Annotated in this window: 12 protein-coding genes; 9 read left to right on the plus strand and 3 right to left on the minus strand. The window is 64.6% G+C overall.

Annotated elements, in window-relative coordinates:
• From atsR to G3O00_RS06455, 3 genes are all read right to left on the minus strand, one after another.
• A partial coding sequence (gene atsR, locus G3O00_RS06445; RefSeq protein ID WP_206142471.1) for a hybrid sensor histidine kinase/response regulator AtsR occupies positions 1 to 1,428 on the minus strand: 1,428 nt, incomplete at its 3' end.
• On the minus strand, positions 1,425 to 1,928 hold the full coding sequence (locus tag G3O00_RS06450; protein WP_011356477.1) for a molybdopterin-dependent oxidoreductase: 504 nt from the start codon (positions 1,926 to 1,928) through the stop codon (positions 1,425 to 1,427). The genes G3O00_RS06450 and atsR, both read right to left, overlap by 4 nt.
• Positions 1,929 to 1,970: 42 nt before the next feature.
• Entirely contained in the window at positions 1,971 to 2,843 is an 873-nt protein-coding gene (locus G3O00_RS06455; RefSeq protein WP_174929950.1) for a helix-turn-helix domain-containing protein, read from the minus strand.
• Between the two features lie 360 nt (positions 2,844 to 3,203).
• On the opposite strand from G3O00_RS06455, the gene G3O00_RS06460 reads away from it, so the two are divergent.
• From G3O00_RS06460 to G3O00_RS06500, 9 genes are all read left to right on the plus strand, one after another.
• A complete protein-coding gene (locus G3O00_RS06460; RefSeq protein WP_039369757.1) occupies positions 3,204 to 3,791 on the plus strand; it encodes an SEL1-like repeat protein in 588 nt (195 codons plus the stop codon).
• Positions 3,792 to 3,911: 120 nt separating this feature from the next.
• Complete coding sequence (locus G3O00_RS06465; RefSeq protein WP_174929951.1) at positions 3,912 to 4,739, plus strand: hypothetical protein; 828 nt, start codon at positions 3,912 to 3,914, stop codon at positions 4,737 to 4,739.
• Between the two features lie 124 nt (positions 4,740 to 4,863).
• A complete protein-coding gene (locus tag G3O00_RS06470; RefSeq protein WP_206142472.1) occupies positions 4,864 to 5,892 on the plus strand; it encodes a hypothetical protein in 1,029 nt (342 codons plus the stop codon).
• A gap of 338 nt (positions 5,893 to 6,230) precedes the next feature.
• Positions 6,231 to 9,287 (plus strand): ATP-binding protein, encoded by a 3,057-nt coding sequence (locus G3O00_RS06475; protein ID WP_241024995.1) that lies wholly within the window; start codon positions 6,231 to 6,233, stop codon positions 9,285 to 9,287.
• A 109-nt stretch (positions 9,288 to 9,396) separates the two neighbouring features.
• Complete coding sequence (locus tag G3O00_RS06480) at positions 9,397 to 9,591, plus strand: hypothetical protein (protein ID WP_041493404.1); 195 nt, start codon at positions 9,397 to 9,399, stop codon at positions 9,589 to 9,591.
• A gap of 459 nt (positions 9,592 to 10,050) precedes the next feature.
• Entirely contained in the window at positions 10,051 to 10,725 is a 675-nt protein-coding gene (locus G3O00_RS06485) for a response regulator (RefSeq protein ID WP_011356470.1), read from the plus strand.
• Between the two features lie 135 nt (positions 10,726 to 10,860).
• Positions 10,861 to 13,872 (plus strand): sensor histidine kinase, encoded by a 3,012-nt coding sequence (locus G3O00_RS06490; RefSeq protein ID WP_206142474.1) that lies wholly within the window; start codon positions 10,861 to 10,863, stop codon positions 13,870 to 13,872.
• A 482-nt stretch (positions 13,873 to 14,354) separates the two neighbouring features.
• Positions 14,355 to 14,909 (plus strand): CS1 type fimbrial major subunit, encoded by a 555-nt coding sequence (locus tag G3O00_RS06495; RefSeq protein ID WP_206142475.1) that lies wholly within the window; start codon positions 14,355 to 14,357, stop codon positions 14,907 to 14,909.
• Positions 14,910 to 15,012: 103 nt separating this feature from the next.
• Complete coding sequence (locus G3O00_RS06500) at positions 15,013 to 17,268, plus strand: TcfC E-set like domain-containing protein (protein WP_206142476.1); 2,256 nt, start codon at positions 15,013 to 15,015, stop codon at positions 17,266 to 17,268.
• The last annotated feature ends 10 nt before the right edge of the window (positions 17,269 to 17,278 follow it).

Genomic DNA, 17,278 nt, shown 5'->3' on the forward strand with positions numbered 1-17,278 from the left:
TGCGAGCGCGTCGCCGGCCGCGTTGCCGGCGGTGTCGATGCCGGGCACTTCGGCCGGCAGCGTCACGACGAACTCGCTGCCTTCGCCGACCACGCTGCGCACGTCCACATGCCCGCGCAGCGTCGTCACGATTTCGCGCACGACGGCGAGCCCCATGCCGATCCCGTCCACATGCAGCCCGACCGCGTCGTTCGCGCGATAGAACGGCTCGAAGATCTTCGACAGGTGCGGCTTCGCGATGCCGGTGCCGGTGTCGCGCACGGCGATCTTCACTTGCTGGCCGGCGGGTGCGTCGACGAGTGTGATCGACACGTCGATCGATCCGCCGAGCGTGTATTTGACCGAGTTCTCGATCAGGTTCGACAGCACCTGGCGCAGCAGCTTGCGATCGGAACGGATCTGGAGGCCGTGCGGCTCGACCTGCTGCGCGACCGCGATCCGCTTGGCCGCGATCTTCTCGCGCAGCGGGTCGAGCACCTCGGCGATCAGCGACGCCATGCCGACGGTTTCCCGTTCGGCGAGGCGCTTCGTCGAGCGCAGCTTGATGTAGTCGGTCAGGTCCTTGACGAGCGCCTCGAGCGACAACGCGGAATTCTGCAGCCGCCGGATCGTTTTCAGGTTCGCATCCGACTGCGGGCGCGCGAGCAGGATCTCGACCGATCCGCAGATCGCCTGCAGCGGCGTGCGCAACTCGTGGCTGACCATCCCGAGGAACGCGTTCTTCGCCTCGATCATTTCGAACGCGCGGTCGGACGCCTTGCGTTCCGCGTCGAGCGCTGCGTCCTGCCGTTCGAGCAGGTCGTCACGCGTGCGCATCGTATAGAACAGCAGCAGGAACAGCGCACACAGGATCACGCCGAGCACGATGCCGAGGATCAGGATCGCGCGCTGCTTTTCCTTCAGCTGATGGAACGTGAAGTCGCGCTGCGCCATCTCGATCGCGCGGAAATAGTTCGCGAGGGCGTTGACCTTCGGCCAGTACGCGTTGACCTCGTCGATGACCTGCTGTGCGCCTTTCGGCGAGTCGCGCAGCAACGGCACGTTGCTTTTCAGGCGCGTCATGAATTCGCCGAGCGCGTCGATCTCGTTGCGCGCGCGCGGGATGCGCAGCCAGTATTCGGACACTTCCGACGGCCGCTGCAGAAAGCCGAACGACACCGACAGGCTGTCGAGCTGCATTTGCACGTGATCGAAGTCGTCGTCCTGGTGCGTCGCGTAGAGGATCAGCTGCCGGTCGAATCGCGTATAGACGTTCCGGTATTGCGCGGCGGTCCAGAACACGCCTTCGCGCGGCCCTTCGAGCACGCCCTCGTTGACCGAGGTGGCAAGCAGGTCCCACAGCAGGAACGCCCACGCGGCGAACCCCATGATCCACAGCGAGCCGAGGACCAGGATGATTTTTCTATTTTTCCATCGCCCGCGCTTCATTTCACCGTCAGGCCGATGATCTGCCACGCGAACTTGGCTTCGCCGAGCGGCGTCTTCAGTTCATCGGGATACTGGTCGCGCGGGTACATGATCCACAGCGGGCCGTAGTTGTCGTTGCCGAGCACCTTGCCGTTCATCGTCCGCGCGAGGATCACGCCGTAACGATCGGCGTCGGATACGGGAATCGTGAACGTGTACTCGTCGATGCAGCGGAATTCGATCTGCGTGCCGTGCGCGCCGACGGTCTTCAGGATGTCGGACAGGCGCGGGCCGGTGAAGGTCGCCTTCGGCGTCCAGCTCGTCGACGTGACGATCGTGTGCTGCGGCAGCGCCATCAGCGCCTGCTCGGAAAACACGTATGCGGTGTTGCCTTGCTGGTTGTGCTTGTCGATCTTGCCGTCGACGGTGAACGTGAACGACGAAGCGGCCCAGGTCGCGGCAGCCATGCCGAGCAGGCAGGCGGTCAGCAGGCTTTTGGTCCAGATGGTCGAAATTCGCATGTCTTGCCCTCGGTCGTGCGGTGGTGATTTGTCGTTGTGGTCTCAGTTCGCGGCGGCCGTGGCCGGCAGCGTGATCTTCAGTTCGCGCGCCACTTCGGCGAACAGGATCGGCAGGCGCACCGGCTTTTCCTCGCAGCGCGCGTTGTAGTGCGACACGATGTGCGCGATTTCGTCCTCGCTGGCTTCGCCGGTCGAGATCTTGCCGGTCAGCAGGAAGATCGGCGCGCCGCTGTTCTCGCTCGAGCGGATGCCGCGCACGAGTTCGGCGGCGGTCTGGTCGCCGAGCATCCAGTCGAGGATGTAGCCGTCGAAATCCTCGACCTCCAGTGCCTTGCGGAACGCCGCGCCGTCGAAATACGGGATCGCGTTCACGCCTTTCTCGATGAAATATTCACACACCGTTTCGGCGACATCCTGCGAATCGTCGACCACGGCGATCCGCGCCGCATACACGTTCGGCTGGGTCGAGCGCAGCTCGATGACGTCGACCGGATACGTGCGGCCCTCGCGCGCGTGCTGACGCTCGGTGATCAGCCATTCGCCCTGCCACTGCAGCGCGACGAAATCCGTCTCGCTCTGGCTGCTGGCCTTGGTCGAGATCGCCGCGCGGCAGCGAAAGCGCCGCGACTCGATCACGAGCGTCGCGTCGATCATTTCGGCGGCGGCCGGCTGCGTGCCCTTGTCGTCGAGCAGGATCGCGGGCGGTACGCCGAAGTGCGTCGCGATGTCCTGCAATTGCGACAGGTTCCACGGGATCAGGCCTTTCATCTTGCGCGTGACGACCGAGAAGCTCAGGCCGAGCACGTTCGCGATCGTCGTGTTGTGACTTCGCGGCGGAATGCCGTTCCGGTTCAATAGGTCGCGCACCTTGTTGGCGGTGATCAGATCGACGTTGGCCTGCTCGGTGGTGGACATCTCGATGGGGTCTCCAGGGGTTTTTGGCGAAGGTGAGCATATCAAAACTGACGTGTCACGCAAACTTCGAAAAAGCGAATGACCTTGACATGCCATTTTTCTTCATTATTATTGCTCACCACGTCACTATTGTTTGTCGCGTCATGTTTGGAGATCATTGACGACAACAGTCGGTACAGCGAAAAGCGACAACAATGAAACAGTGACTGAACGATTCGAAGAGAGAACCTGAGAGAGCCTTGGAGTGCGTGTCGGCGTCGGCGGATTGTATCCGTTGCGCCGCGCGCCGCCGGGTGCGAGCTCGCGGGGGTGGGATAGCTCGAAGAATTGCGGCGCCAATAAAACTTGAGGAAGGTAACAATGTACCGCCGTTTACTCGCACCGGGGCTGCTGTTGCTATTGGCCGCGTGCGCGCAGGATCCGTCCATCACCAGCAACACGGTGCGGATCTGCGACGACACAGGTTGTTCCGACCGTCCTAAAGATCAGGTGTCCTATCAAAAAAGGGACGATTCGGAGGACCAGGAAAGCCCGCGCATCGCTGCGCTGAAGCAGACCGCGAAGACCCAGCCGAAGGCCGCCTACGACCTCGGCCTGCGTTATTTCCGCGGCGACGGCGTGCGCCAGGACAGCTACCAGGCACTCAAGTGGATGCGCGAGGCCGCCGAGCGCGGCGACCTGCAGGCGCAGAAGGCGCTCGGCAGTTTCTACCTGTTCGGCCTCGAGGAAATGGGCTCCGACGCGCGTGAAGCGGAGAAGTGGCTGTCGATCGCGGCCGGCCGTGGCGACAAGGAATCGAAGAAGCTGCTCGACCTGGCGCGCAAGGCGAAGAAAGAAGATGAAGAAGACTGGAAATGGCGCACGGAATGGCGTGACCGCTATTACGGCTACTGGTACTCGGGCTATCCGTACTACGGCGTCTGGCAGCAGACGTACTGGTACTACTGACCGGGCCTGAAGCAACGGGGGCAGCAGCGGGGAGACCACCATCGCGCGCCAGCCGGGGGGCTTATCGAAGTTCGCACGAACACATAAGCCGAACAACGACTCTAATCGATCGACAACGACATGAAGACCATCCTTTCCCAACGTCTCACTCAAGGTGCGCTGGTGGCAGCGCTTTGCGCGTCCGTGGCAGGCTGCGGCGGCGTGGTGACGCCCGGCGGCCAGAACGCGGGCGTGACCGGTGCCGCTGCGGGCGGCACGAGCGCCGGCGCCGATTCGGGGCTGCAGCGCTGCACGTCGCCGCTCGGCACGATCGCCGTCGATGACGGCCGCAACGCCGACTGGTGGGGCCCGTTCGGCAGCGCAACGAAGATGACGACGATCGACCCGCTGCTGCGCCTGGCCGTGCAGCAGTCGAACTGCTTCGTGATCACGTCGATCGGCAACCAGAAGAGCGACGCGCGCCTGTCGCGCATCACGCAGCTGCAGCGCAACTCGGGCGAATACCGCGCGGGCTCGAAGCAGCAGAAGGGCCAGCGTGTCGCGGCCGACTATTACATGGAACCGCAGATCGTCATCAACGATTCGCCGATCGGCGGCATCGGCAGCATGATCGGCGGGCTGATCGGCAACAGCGCGGTCGCGGCGGTGGCCGGCCACCTGCAGACGAAGGCATCGGTCGTCACGCTGACGCTGTTCGACGTGCGCTCGGCCGTGCAGATCGCGGCGTCGGAAGGCAGCTCGACGGCGACCAACTACGGCGCGGCGCTGGGCGGCTTCGGCGGCGGCGTGGGCGGGGCGCTCGCCGGCTTCTCGTCGACGCCGGAAGGCAAGGCGACGGTCGTCGCGTTCATCGACGCGTACAACAAGATGGTCGTTGCACTGCGCAGCTACAAGGCGCAGGACGTCAAGGGCGGCCTCGGCCGCGGTGGCCAGCTCCAGGTCAACTGACGTTCTCCCGGGCCGGCGGTGCGCCGCCGGCCGGTTTCTGATTCGTGATGCTTGACTGCCCGTGCGCGCGGCGTGATCCGCGCGCACCGGCTTCGTTCGTCCTTTTTGCATTGAGGTGATCCCGATGAAAGCCGTTGCTCTGATCGCATTGACCTGTCTGGCGCTGACCGCTTGCGGCGGCGACGATTCCTCGCCCGCGGCGTCCGGTGGATCGGGCACGAGCAACAACGGCGGCACCGGTGGGACCGGCGGCACGGGGTCGGGCGGCACGGGAAGCGGCGGCAGCGGCGGTTCGGGTGGTTCCGGTGGCTCGGGCGGCGGCACGCTGACGTGGCGCTACGAGGCGCAGCCTGTCGCGGCCGACAAGGCGAGCTTCCTGACGCTGGTCAACAGCGAAGGCGCGAAGGGTTACCGTTATCTGGGCGACTACTACTACAGCTCGAGCAACGGCGGGACGCAATCGATCTTCGTGAACGACGGCACCGTGCAGACCTACACGTACCAGCTGCAGAACGCCCCGGCCGACATGACGTCCTTCGTCAACACGGCCAATGCGCAAGGGGCGAGCGGCTACCGCTACGAAGGCCCGCTCACGTTCGGCGATCTCTACCGCAAGGATGGCGGCTCGTCGGCCACGTACACGTACGCGACGACGGGCCTGCCGGCCGATGCCAACGCGTTCCTCACGCAGGCGAACGGCCAGGGCCAGTCGGGCTACTGGTTCCTGGGGCCGATCGCGGTGGCGTCGGTGCAGGCGAACATCTACATGAAGAACAACGCGTCGAGCGCGACCTATACGTACGACGCGCTGGCACCGACGTCGACCGTCAGCGACTTCATCGCTCAGGCCAACAGCGAAGGGGCGAAGGGCTATCGCGCGAAGGGCGCGATGGCGTTCGGCATGGCGATCTCGTGGGTCTACGTGAAGGACCAGACGCAATCGCCGACCTTCACGTACCAGTCGGCCGCGATCCAGTCGACCGGCGCGAGCTTCGTGCAGCAGTCGAACACGTTCGGCGGGCAGGGCAGCGCGTATTTGAGCGACATCGCGCTCGGTACCACGCCGCCGCTCGCGATGGCATCGTTCTATTTCACACCGAAGAACTGCACGGGCTTCCTGTGCACGACGCTGAATCCGCTCACGCAGAACTGAGCGAACCAGGCGGCTGCGACAGCCGCCGGCCGGGCATTGTTTTGAAGCGGGGCGAGCGTCGGAGAACGGCGCTCCCCCGCTTTTTTGCATCCGGCGCAGATCCGGCAATCATGACCGTCGTCCTGACCCTCGTCGATCGAATTGGGACGTGGATTTCGTTCAAGTTCCAAATCCGAATCCAATGATATTGGACTTGTACTAAACCGTTCATTCCGGACTGATTTTAGGAAAGTCGTTTGGCATGATCGTGGCATTCCAATCCCCTGGGCCACTTTCGTCCGCGATACCGGAGCCGGATGCAGATGCGTCCCGGTGCTCCGGCGTCGTCGCATTGCGACATGCCATACAGTCCGCTCCAATCCATTCGCCGCTATCAGAACATCTCGGTGTTCGGCGGCGGGATCGTCGTCACGATCCTGATCCTGATCGCCTGTGCGCTCGGGATGGGTTCGATCGTGTACGGCTATCTCGATGGCGAGCGGCACAACTTCCTGACGGGCATGGTGCAGACGCTCAACGAGATCAAGGTGAGCGAGACGTCGTTCCGCAACGGCGTGACCAATGCGCAGCTGATCTGGCGGGAAACCGGGCCGGTGCCCGACAGCGTCGTCGATGCGTTCTATGAAGCGGGCGAGCGCACCGCGATCAAGCCTTATCCGTCCGTCGTGTTCGGCGTATCGAAGCAGCCCGCCGACCGCACCGAGGTGGCCCGCTACCTGTCGTTGTCGGTGCTGCTGGCGCGCATCTGCGCGGCGAGTTCGATCAATCGCGGGCAGACGCTCGCCGGCTATCACTACAGCACGCGCGCGAGCCTGCTCGGGCTCGTGCCGGATTCGGGCGCAGGCGGCGGCGCGCTCGCGACCCCGGAGGGTCGCGTGCAGGTGATGGAGGCGCTGCGGATCGATTTCGGCACCAGCCCGGCGCAGGGGGCCGGCACCACCGGTCGCCCGCACGTGCACTGGTTGCCGCCGTTCATCGATCCGATATCGGGCGCCGCGCGCATCCGGCTCGCCGCGCAGGCGCAGGTCGACGGCGAACCGTTCGCGGTGCTCGTCACCGAATATGCGCCCGAGCACCTGCTGTCGTGGCAGCCCGAGCATCCGGTCGACGGCGTGTTCTTCGTGACGACCGGCGACAACCAACTCGTCTCGGCGAGCCCCGGCGTGGCCGGCGATGAAGCGCGCACCGGCCGCCTGCTGGCGCTCGATCCGTCGCGCGACCGCACGAAGCCCGAGCAGGCCGCGTTCCGCGACGGCTTCGTGATCTTCCACGGCACGCTCGATGCAACGGGCTGGACGCTGGCATATGCGTTGCCGTGGACGGACGTCGTCGCGAACGTCGCGTGGCGTGCGAGCCTGCTGCTCGGCGCATCGCTGCTCACCATCGCGATCATGTGGATCCTGCTCGTGCGCTTCCATCGCCGGGTGTTCGCGTCCGTCTATGCACGCTCGCAGCGCGTGTTCGACAGCGAAGCGCTGTGCCGCAGCGTGATCGAGACGGCGCCGATCGGCCTCGGCCTGATCTCGCGCGCCGATGGCCATTTCTTGCTCGTCAGCCCCGCGCTGGCCGAGATGATCGCGCGGCTCGGCAGCGACTACCGTGCACTGTCCGCGCAGGCGGTGGCGCGCTACGACGCGTTCATCGCGGGCGGCGCGGCCGGCGGCACGCTGCAGACCGATTTCGTGCTGGCCGAGGCGGATGTCGGCGCCGCGCCGCTGCATCTCGAGGTGAGTGCGTGCGGCGCGCGTTACCAGGAGATCGATGTGCTGATCGTCGCGGTCGCCGACGTCACTGCACGGCGGCAACTCGTTCAGCAGCTCGAGGAAGCGGTGCGCGCGGCCGATTCGGCGAACGCGGCCAAGTCGTCGTTCCTGGCGGCGATCACGCATGAAATCCGCACGCCGCTGAACGTGATCCTCGGCAATCTCGAACTGCTCGACCGTTCCGCGCTGGATGCGTCGCAGCACGGCCGCGTGCAGACGCTGCGAGCGGCCGCGTCGGGGCTGCTCGGCCTCGTCAGCGACATCCTCGATTTCTCGAAGATCGAAGCGGGGGCGATGACGGTCGAGGCGATCGAGTTCGACGTGATCGGCGTAGTCGAGCGCACGCTCGGCGCGTTCGCGCCGGTCGCGAAGGCGAAAGGGCTGTCGCTGTTCTGCGAAATCGACGTGAGCGACACGCAGCGGATGCGCGGCGACCCGACCCGGCTCGGGCAGGTGCTCGGCAACCTGCTGAGCAACGCGATCAAGTTCACCGCCAGCGGGCACGTGCTGGTGCGCGTGTCGGTGGCGTCGGCCGGACGCGGCGACGCCGAGCTGTCGATCGCGGTCGAGGACACCGGCATCGGCATCGCGGGCGCCGATCGGCACAAGCTGTTCAAGGCGTTCTCGCAAGTTGACGCGTCGATCACGCGCCGCTATGGCGGCACCGGGCTCGGGCTTGCGCTGTGCGATCGCCTTGCGGCCGCGATGGGCGGACGGATCGACGTGGCGAGCGTGCCGGGCACCGGCAGCCGCTTCACGTTGACGGTGCCGCTCGGCGTGGCGGTCATGCCGCTCGGCGCGCAACCCGCGCGCGGCGCGCGTGTGCCGGTGATCGTCGTCGCGCGTACCGAATGGCAGCGCTTCGCGTTGCCGCATCTGCGTGCATGGGGCTTCGACGTCGACGCGTACGAGCGCCCGGCGTGGATTTCGGCCGACCGTCGTGCGCGGGCCGCCGCGATCGTGCTGTTCGGCGATTCGGATGCGTGGTCGCGCGCGGAGCTCGACAGCCTGGGCGGCGACTGCCCGGTCGTGCTCGCCACGCCGGACGGCCCGCCGCAAGCGTACCGGGCGGGCAGGACGATACGTGTGTCGAGTTATGCGCTGGGTGGTTTCAAGGCTGCCCTGGCGAAAGCGATGACCGACACCGGCGTCCCTGCCACGCAACGGCCGGCGAGTACGCACGTGGAAGCCGTTCGTCCGGGCGCATGGCGCGTGGTACTCGCCGGCATCGATTCCGTCAGCAGCACGTTGTTGCGGGAACAACTGCACGTGCTGGGCTGCGAGGTGCAGGCGGCCCGTTCGGCAGAAGCGGCGCTCGACCTGCTGGCCACCGGCGCGTGGCACGTGCTGCTGGTGGATGCCAGCCTGCCGGACATGCCGGTCTGCTCGCTGGCGAACGCCGTGCGCGCGCTCGGCATGGGCAGCGACGTGGTAGTCGTGACGTCGCATGTCGCGCCCGTCGACCGGCGGCGGTATGCGGACGCGGGAATCGACTGCGTGCTGACGAAACCGGTAACGCTCGCGCATCTGCGCGGCACATTGGCAGACATCGCTCGACGGCGTGGTGCACCGGAGCAGGGAGTTGGAAAAGAACAGGACGTCGCGCGCTTCGCACACGGCGGCACGGTATGAACACGTGTCGACTGTCGTGGGGAGTGACGACGAGGTCCGAAGAAGGGAAGGCAGCGCGACGCATCGGCAACGGCGGCGCAGATCAATCAGGTGAGAAGAGGGGAAGACCGTGCGCTACATGGTGAAAGTCTTCGTGATGTTGCTCGATTTCGCCACGCTTCCCGAGAAGTCCCGAAGGGATTTCCTCGGCAGGATGAATGAATTCCTGATCATGTCGCCCCTGCAGAAGCGGCGCGCGATCACCGAATGGAAGCAGGCAATCGAGGAACGGGGCGAATCGGGCGAAGGCGTCCACAGACCATAACGACGATCCGGATGCCGGCAAGCAGTTGATGCGCGGCAGGCTCGCTGTTGCGCGAGTGATTGCGATGGCGAAGGATCGGGTGGGGCGTGGCGTTGCGCGGTGCGGCATTCCGGCCCGGGCAGCCACAGCATGCGTCGGCGCGTGTCTCGCGCCTATGCGTGGCGCCGGCCCGGAAGGGCCTGCCGATCGGCAACGCCCGCTCACGTTCGGCCGGCGCACCCATGCCGGGCATGTCGCAGGGCGACGCGACAGGGAGCTTGCCTCAGCCTGTCGGCCAGTGCTTACGGTCTTACCCGCGTTTTATCTTAAAATCGAGTCGCGCTTGCATTCTCCGATGGGTCGAATGCGACGGGTCGAATCGACGGCCTGTCGGCTGGATGGAACGGAACCGGAACGGTTGCCCGCATCCTGCGGCCGTCGGCGGATGCGCGATCAAAAGCCTCGGGGAGAAATGGGACGATGGATGAATTCTTTGTGCGTGTGATGGTGGCCGACGACCACCCGTCATCCGCGATCGGGATGTCGCAGGCGCTTGCCGATAGCAGCACGATCCGGCTCGTCGGCTCCGTGTCCAATTCGACCGATCTCGTGGCGGCACTCGACGAAAAACCGAGCGACGTGCTGGTGGTCGACTACGTGATGCCCGGCGGCAAGTTCGGCGACGGGCTCGTGCTGCTGTCGTTCCTGCAGCGCCGCTATCCGGCGCTGAAGCTCGTGACGATCACGATGATCGACAATCCCAGCGTGCTGCATGCGATCCGCAAGCAGGGCGTCGGGTGCATCCTGAGCAAGTCGGATGCGATTTCCCATCTCGTCGGCGCGGTGCACGCCGCGTACGTCGGCGCCAATTACCTGTCGCCGCATATCAAGCAACTGCTGGAGTCGGCGGGCACGACCGATACGGCTCGTCCGCTGACGACGCGCGAGATCGAGGTGGTGCGGCTGTTCGGCGCCGGCTACACGGTCGGCGAGATTGCCGCGCAGCTCCACCGCAGCAAGCAGACGATCAGCTCGCAGAAAACGAGCGCAATGAAGAAGCTCGGTATCGTGCGCGACGCCGACCTGATCCGCTATGCGAGCGACGGCAACCTGGTCGACGCGGCGGCGCCCGATGCGCCGGCCGCCAGCGAATAGCCGGCATGCCGAATGTGGCGATGCCGGCCGCATCGACGATCTCATCACGCGCCGGCGGCCCGGGCAGCCGTCCCGCTCGCCGCATGTGCGCGTCCCGCGCGTGATTTCCTCGTCCGGCGCCGCCGATAGCGATCCATGCCCGCAAAACTGAAACGACTTCTCGCGCACGCGGCGGCGGTAGGCCGCAAGCCATTCGATCCGGGCCGCGTCCGGCGGCAGCAGCAGGTGTTGCTGTACGGCGGTGGGAGCGCGGTCACGGCGTTCATCGTCGTCTGCGCGGCGCTGGTCATCCGGCTCGACGTGCAGGACAGCCTGGGTCAGGCGCGGGCGACGTTTCTGCAGCGCGGGGCCGAGTTGCACGCCAACCTGCAGACGGCGGACCGGGCACTGTCGGCTTTCGGCATTCGCACGGAGCAACTCTGGGACCAGCGTGTGCAACCGCCGCAGGATGCTGTTCAGTCCTTCTCGGCGGACCACGGCAGGTTGCTGGTCCGCGCTGCCGGCGGCTGGGAGCCGTTTCTCGCGATCGCCGAGGTTACGCCGGATCGGCCGGCCGAATCCTATGCACGCTATCTCGGCGCAACGCTCGCACAAATCGATCGAAGCTCGCACTATCCGCCGAGTCCCGCGAGCGCAGATCTCATTGGCGGTTACCTGATCGGGCTCGATGGCGCGTTCCTCGGTATCGTGGGCTCCGGGAACGTCGCGCGTGCACGATCGCTGCCGCCCGATATTGACGTGCCGGCACTGATTGCTCGCCTGAGGCCGACCGGCGAGACGAAGCAGAAGTCGGACATGCTGGGCGGCACGTTCACGCTCGATCGCCGTTACGACCCGATCCTCGGCCGCACGATCGTGCGCTTCGCGCGGAGGCTCGACGATGTAGCCGGTCACCCGTTCGCTTGGCTCATCTTCAACGGCACGTCCGACCTCGACGACATCATGATGCCGCGGTCCGACGATGAGGACGTGGCGGTTGTAGACGTGCGCGGCAGGATCGTGTTCGGGCGGCAGCGCGATCCGGCGATGATCGAACGCGCGATGAACGGCACGCGCGCTTCATCCGGCGGGCATGTTGTCGTGCGGCGGGTCGGCACGCGCTTCGTCATCAGCGACCGGTTGCCTGAATCCGGCCTGACCCTGATCACGGCTTTTTCGTGGCGCAGCGTGGCGAGCGCCACCGCTGTCGGCGTGAGCGTGACGCTGGCCGCCGCACTGTTTGCAATTTCGATGTTGTGGATCGCGATCGTCACGTTCGATCTCCGTGCGCTGCGTCCCGCGAACCGGCGCGCGATCCGCCTGATCGAAAGCGAAGCGTTCAACCGCACGCTGATCCGCACGGCGCCGGCCGGCTTGTTGCTGTTGTCTGCGGCCGACGGTGAAACGATGGTGCGCAACGATGCGGTGCTCGCGTACGACGACGGCGTATCGGGGCTGCCGCTCGGCAAGCGTATCTGGCAGGCTTGCCGCGAACGACAGCGGGCCGGCGCGGATGAGCGGCGCTTCGTCATGCAGCAGGAACTGGCCGTCGAGCGCGCCGGTCACGACATGACGTATCTCGCGGCGCACGTCGTGCGCACCAAGTTCCGGGGCGTCGACGTGCTGCTCTGCACGCTGACCGACGTCACGGCCCGCAAGCTGACCGAGGACAAGCTGCGCGAAGCGCGCGTAGCTGCGGACGACGCCAACAAGGCGAAATCGACGTTCCTCGCGACGATGAGCCACGAGATCCGCACGCCGCTCAATGCGATCATCGGCAACCTGGAGCTGATGGGGCGGGCCGAATTGCCGCCGACGGAGCAGCGCCGTCTGAAGACGATCGTGTCGTCGTCGGATGCGCTGCTGAACATCATCAACGACGTGCTCGACCTGTCGAAGGCGGAATCGAACCAGATGGCGCTGGAGCACATTCCGTTCGATCTGCGGCGTGTGCTGCAGGACGTCGCGTCGATCTTCCGGCCGCTTGCCGATGCGAAGGGGCTTTCGCTTGAATGCCATGTCGCGGCGGAGCTGGCCGACGGATACGTCGGCGATCCGACGCGGTTGCGTCAGCTGGTGTCGAACCTCGTCGGCAACGCGATCAAGTTTACGGAGCATGGCGGCATCACGATCGACGCGCGGCTGGCGCATGGCGGCGCGAGCGCCGGTTGCGTCGAGATTGTCGTGCGCGATACGGGCGTGGGTATTCCCGAAGAGGCGTTGCCGACGCTGTTTGACGTGTACATGCAGGCCGATGCATCGATCTATCGCCGCTTCGGCGGCACCGGGCTCGGCTTGCCACTGTGCCGCCGCATCGCGCGGTTGATGGACGGCGAACTGACGGTCGAGAGCCGGTTGGGCGAGGGCTCGACGTTCGTGGCAACGTTGCCGTTGGCCGACGCGCCGGCCGGCTGTCTGGATGCGGTGTCCGACCCGGATGAGGCGTCCGTCGCACCAACGTCTCCCCGCCGTGACGACATACCGCCACTGCGGGTACTCGTGGCCGAGGATCACCCGGCCAGCCGTGCGCTGCTGCGCGATCAGCTCGATGCGCTCGGCCACGATGCGACGATCGTCGAGAACGGCATGGAAGCGATGCGCGCATACTTCGCGCACCCGTTCGACATCGTGCTGACCGATCTGAGCATGCCGCAGCTCGACGGGTTCGCGCTGGCGAATTTCCTGCGCGAACAAGGGGCGAACGTGCCGGTGATCGCGATGACCGCGCACGCGACCGACGAAGATCGTGGCCGCTGCCGGCAAGTCGGCGTGGCCGAGGTGGTGCTCAAACCGTTGTCCATCGACAGTCTCGATGCGGCGCTGCGACGGCATGGCAGTCGCGATGGCGCGGTGGCCGGCGCGGTGGATTCCGGTGTACGCGAGGTCGCGCCGGTGATGACCGGCGAAATGCGACGGACTTTACGCGAGGCCACGCTGCGCTCGCTGGCTGCGATCGAAGCGGCGTTGTCCGGTGATGACGGAGAGGTGCTCCGGGTGGAACTCCATTCGATGCGCGGTGGCTTCGCGCTCGCCGGCGACAGGGCCGCGCGCGACGCATGTGCGCAGATGGAAGCGACCGTGAACACGGGCGGCGCGGCGGCATTCGAATTGCACTGGGCGGCGTTCCGGCAGGAGATGGAACATGCGCTGGAGCGGATCGACCGTTGAGGAAGCGCGACAATCGCCAAGGCGAGTCGCATTGCTTGCCGGGCATGGCGTCATGAAGCAGGCTCTATCTCGAATTGATATTGTCTGAAGCGAAATCGGGCAGCGGCCGTTTCATTAAAGAAAATTAAAACATCGCCCGCGAGTGGGGGGCAGTCGCGCGCCCCCGCAGCGCATGACCGAGGCCGAACACCCAACGGCCGGGCCGGCCCCGGCGATGCGTCCTGCTGCCCGCCGCAGCCGTACCTGTACGGACGGAAAGTTAAAACGATCTGACAATCAACGATTTAAAACGACCAATCTTCTAATTTCGTACTTGTACTAGCTGTTTTGACGCGACGGCGAAAGGTTGTCCTATCGCTCGCTTGCTTCTGCTCATCGAAAATAACGTCAGTGGAATTGATCTTCCACGCGTTTGAATACTGATTGATTAATTAATCGGTATTCGATCTCCGTAAATCAATTTTTTCAATAGAGATCCATCGATGAAACTCAGCAAACTCGTTCTGGCAATGGGCGTCACCACGGCACTGTTCGGCATGGCACACACGGCACAAGCCGAAACGGCGTCGAACACGGTGTCGAAGAAGATCACGCTGACCGCGCAGATCAACGACGCTCTGTTCGTGTCGAAGCCGGACGGCTCGACCTGGTACGGCACGGAAGAACTCTCGGCCACTGACTACACGCAAAAGAATTTCGAGAAGTCGCTGCCGGTTCGCATCTGGTCGTCGAACGCGGACGTCAACGTCTCGCTCGCACAACCGCTGAAGATGTCGAGTGGCAAGTTCGAAATGAAGGGTGTGAAGGTCGAGCTGTCGAGCAACGCGGGTGACACGGAAGTCAAGTTCGGCAAAGCCCAGACGATCAAGCAAGTGAGCGGGGCCGTCGGCAACTACGACGAAGTGCACAACCTGAAGATCAGTGCCGCGGCACCGGATGCGCCCGTAGGTGTCAGCACGAACGGCAGCTACAGCGGCGATCTCGTGATGGTGTTCGAGCCGGTCGCGGCAGCGGGCGGCGGCGAGACGACGAAGTAACTGTCCTGCACGGAACCCCGATCCCATCGGGGTTCCTCTTCCTGTGTAATTCCCGCCGAATTCCCGTGGCCGTTCATCCTATTCCTCCTTAGAAGAAAACAGCGTGTTCGCCTATCAAGCTCCTTTTCGATTCAACAAGCTGTGGTTGGGTGCATTTCTTTTTGTTTCGTCGCACTCATTTGCAGAGCTAAAGGTTACGTACGGCGTACCCGAAGGGTTCAGTGCGGCCGAACTGGACGATAGCGCGAACTATGTTGCGACCTTCAACGGACGCACGCTGCCGGGGTTCATCGGTTATTCGCAGAAGGACACGTCGCTGCAGTTCGATGCGGCGAAGTATGCAGCCAACGGCATTTCGCCGGACGACGTCGATACCATCCGGAACGTCATCTCCCAGCTCGATTACAAGCGTTGCAGCAAGGGCTGCGACGTGGTCATCGCCGGGTACTACGTCACCGTCGACAAGCTGAAGCGCTCGATCTCGATCCGCAATTCGAGCGCGGATTACATCGCGCCCGAAACGGGTTTCGGCCTCGTCAACAACCAGTCGATCGACTTGCGGGCGTCATCGGACGGCTACCGCGCGGTCAACGTCAACGGCAACACCTATGTCGGGCTCCCGTTCCAGAGCTTCGGCTACATGAGCTGGTACGCGAACCGTACCGAATCGAACAATTCCAGCGGCAGCCAGAAGGGGCTGTCGTCGTATTACCTGCAGAAGAATTTCTCCAGCACGTATGTGCGGGCAGGCAAGCAGAACAACATCGATTACGCGGCCGGATCGGTCAGTACGCTGTTGTCGCCGAGCTTCGACCAGTTCGTGACGGTCGGCAGCCAGACCCACCTGCGGGTCGAAAGCAAGGCAGGTTCGCTGGTGCTCTATGCATCGGCGGACGGCAACTACGAGTTCTACCGCAATGGCCGCCTGATCCTCAAGCGGCCCGCGGCAATCGGCCGTAACGAAATCAGCTTTGCCGATCTGCCGGGCGGCTACTACTCGGTCGAAGTCCGCCTGGTCGACCGCAACGGTAACGTCGTCAACCGGGAAACCCGCGAGGTCAACAACCTCAACTTCGGTGCGAACGGCGGCAACGCGTGGCACGTGACGGCCGGCAAGGAGATGGGCACCGGCGGCTATTTGCTCGAAGCCGCGATGAGCCGGAACTTCAAGCAGTTCTATCTCAATGCGTCGATGCTCGCGGGCAAGGGTGGACGCTGGGCGGCGGAAGTCAACGTCACGCGCCCGATGCAGCTCGGCGGCGTCGACATCACGCCCACGCTGGGCGTGTTGAGCGGCGAACGCAGCACCGGCGGCTACGCGAACATCTCGATGGCGAGCGAGGCGCTCGGCAGCCTGATGGTCAGCCGTTACCAGAACACGGAGGTGTCGCGCTTCTACTACGGTCAGCCGAGCACCGCCGTGAGCTACAGCCGCAACATTCGCGGCGTGACGTTCGGCTACAACTACCAGCGCTCGCGATACAGCGAGTCGCAGCAGGCTGAAGCGCGCTGGAACTACCGGCCGAACGGGCTGTGGGGCACGTTCGCGCTGGGCGTGCAGAAGGGCGGCTACCAGGGCAGCGGCGGCTATGGCGTGTATTTCAACATGACCATGATGCTGGATAAGGTGCAGGCGAGCTTCAGCGCCGCGCATTCCGGCGGGCAGACGCAGCTCAGCGGTGACGTTCGCAAGGATTTCCAGGATGGTTTCGGTACGACCAGCGTCGGCCTCACGGCGAGCCGGATTGGCACCGATTACAGCGTGAACACCTACGGCACCCGCTCCGGCACGCGTGGCGACGCGTCGCTGAACCTGGGCACGAGCAGCGCGGGCAGCAACATCGATTTCAACTACCGCGGCATGGTTGCGGCCAGTCGCCAGGGCGTTGCCTTCGGCCGCTACAGCTCAGGCGGCAGCGCGATGCTGTTGAAGACGCCGAACATCCCGGGCATGAAGTATGGCTTCAACGTCGAAGGCAGCCCGGTGGCCGGCAACAGTACCTATGCGGTACCGCTCAATGCCTATCGTGACGTGCCGTTCGCACGCGTGATGAGCAGCAGTGAAAAGGTCGACATGAACGTCGAGGTGCCGGCGAACATCGTCCGCGCCCATCCGGGCCAGGTCTATGCGGCAACGGCGAAGGTCGACATCAACATGGTGTACAGCGGCTTCCTGAAGGATGCGAACGGCAAGCCGATGAGCGGCAAGGTGGTCGAAACCGGCGACACGGTACACCCGAACGGTCTGTTCTCGATCGTCAGCAAGACGATGCTGTCGCAGATCACGCTCGACCAGAACGGGCATCAGTACACGTGCAGCCTGAAGGACGTAAACGGAAACGACTTCCGCTGCCAATGACGACGTATTC

The sequence above is a fragment of the Burkholderia sp. Ac-20384 genome (genome assembly GCF_017104605.1).
GTDB classification, from domain to species: domain Bacteria; phylum Pseudomonadota; class Gammaproteobacteria; order Burkholderiales; family Burkholderiaceae; genus Burkholderia; species Burkholderia lata.

Excerpts from the sequence above, each read along its gene's own strand:
- G3O00_RS06450 (WP_011356477.1), bottom strand. The coding sequence starts at position 1,928 with ATGCGAATTTCGACCATCTGGACCAAAAGCCTGCTGACCGCCTGCCTG.
- G3O00_RS06455 (WP_174929950.1), bottom strand. The coding sequence starts at position 2,843 with ATGTCCACCACCGAGCAGGCCAACGTCGATCTGATCACCGCCAACAAG.
- G3O00_RS06460 (WP_039369757.1), top strand. The coding sequence starts at position 3,204 with ATGTACCGCCGTTTACTCGCACCGGGGCTGCTGTTGCTATTGGCCGCG.
- G3O00_RS06465 (WP_174929951.1), top strand. The coding sequence starts at position 3,912 with ATGAAGACCATCCTTTCCCAACGTCTCACTCAAGGTGCGCTGGTGGCA.
- G3O00_RS06470 (WP_206142472.1), top strand. The coding sequence starts at position 4,864 with ATGAAAGCCGTTGCTCTGATCGCATTGACCTGTCTGGCGCTGACCGCT.
- G3O00_RS06475 (WP_241024995.1), top strand. The coding sequence starts at position 6,231 with ATGCCATACAGTCCGCTCCAATCCATTCGCCGCTATCAGAACATCTCG.
- G3O00_RS06485 (WP_011356470.1), top strand. The coding sequence starts at position 10,051 with ATGGATGAATTCTTTGTGCGTGTGATGGTGGCCGACGACCACCCGTCA.
- G3O00_RS06490 (WP_206142474.1), top strand. The coding sequence starts at position 10,861 with ATGCCCGCAAAACTGAAACGACTTCTCGCGCACGCGGCGGCGGTAGGC.
- G3O00_RS06495 (WP_206142475.1), top strand. The coding sequence starts at position 14,355 with ATGAAACTCAGCAAACTCGTTCTGGCAATGGGCGTCACCACGGCACTG.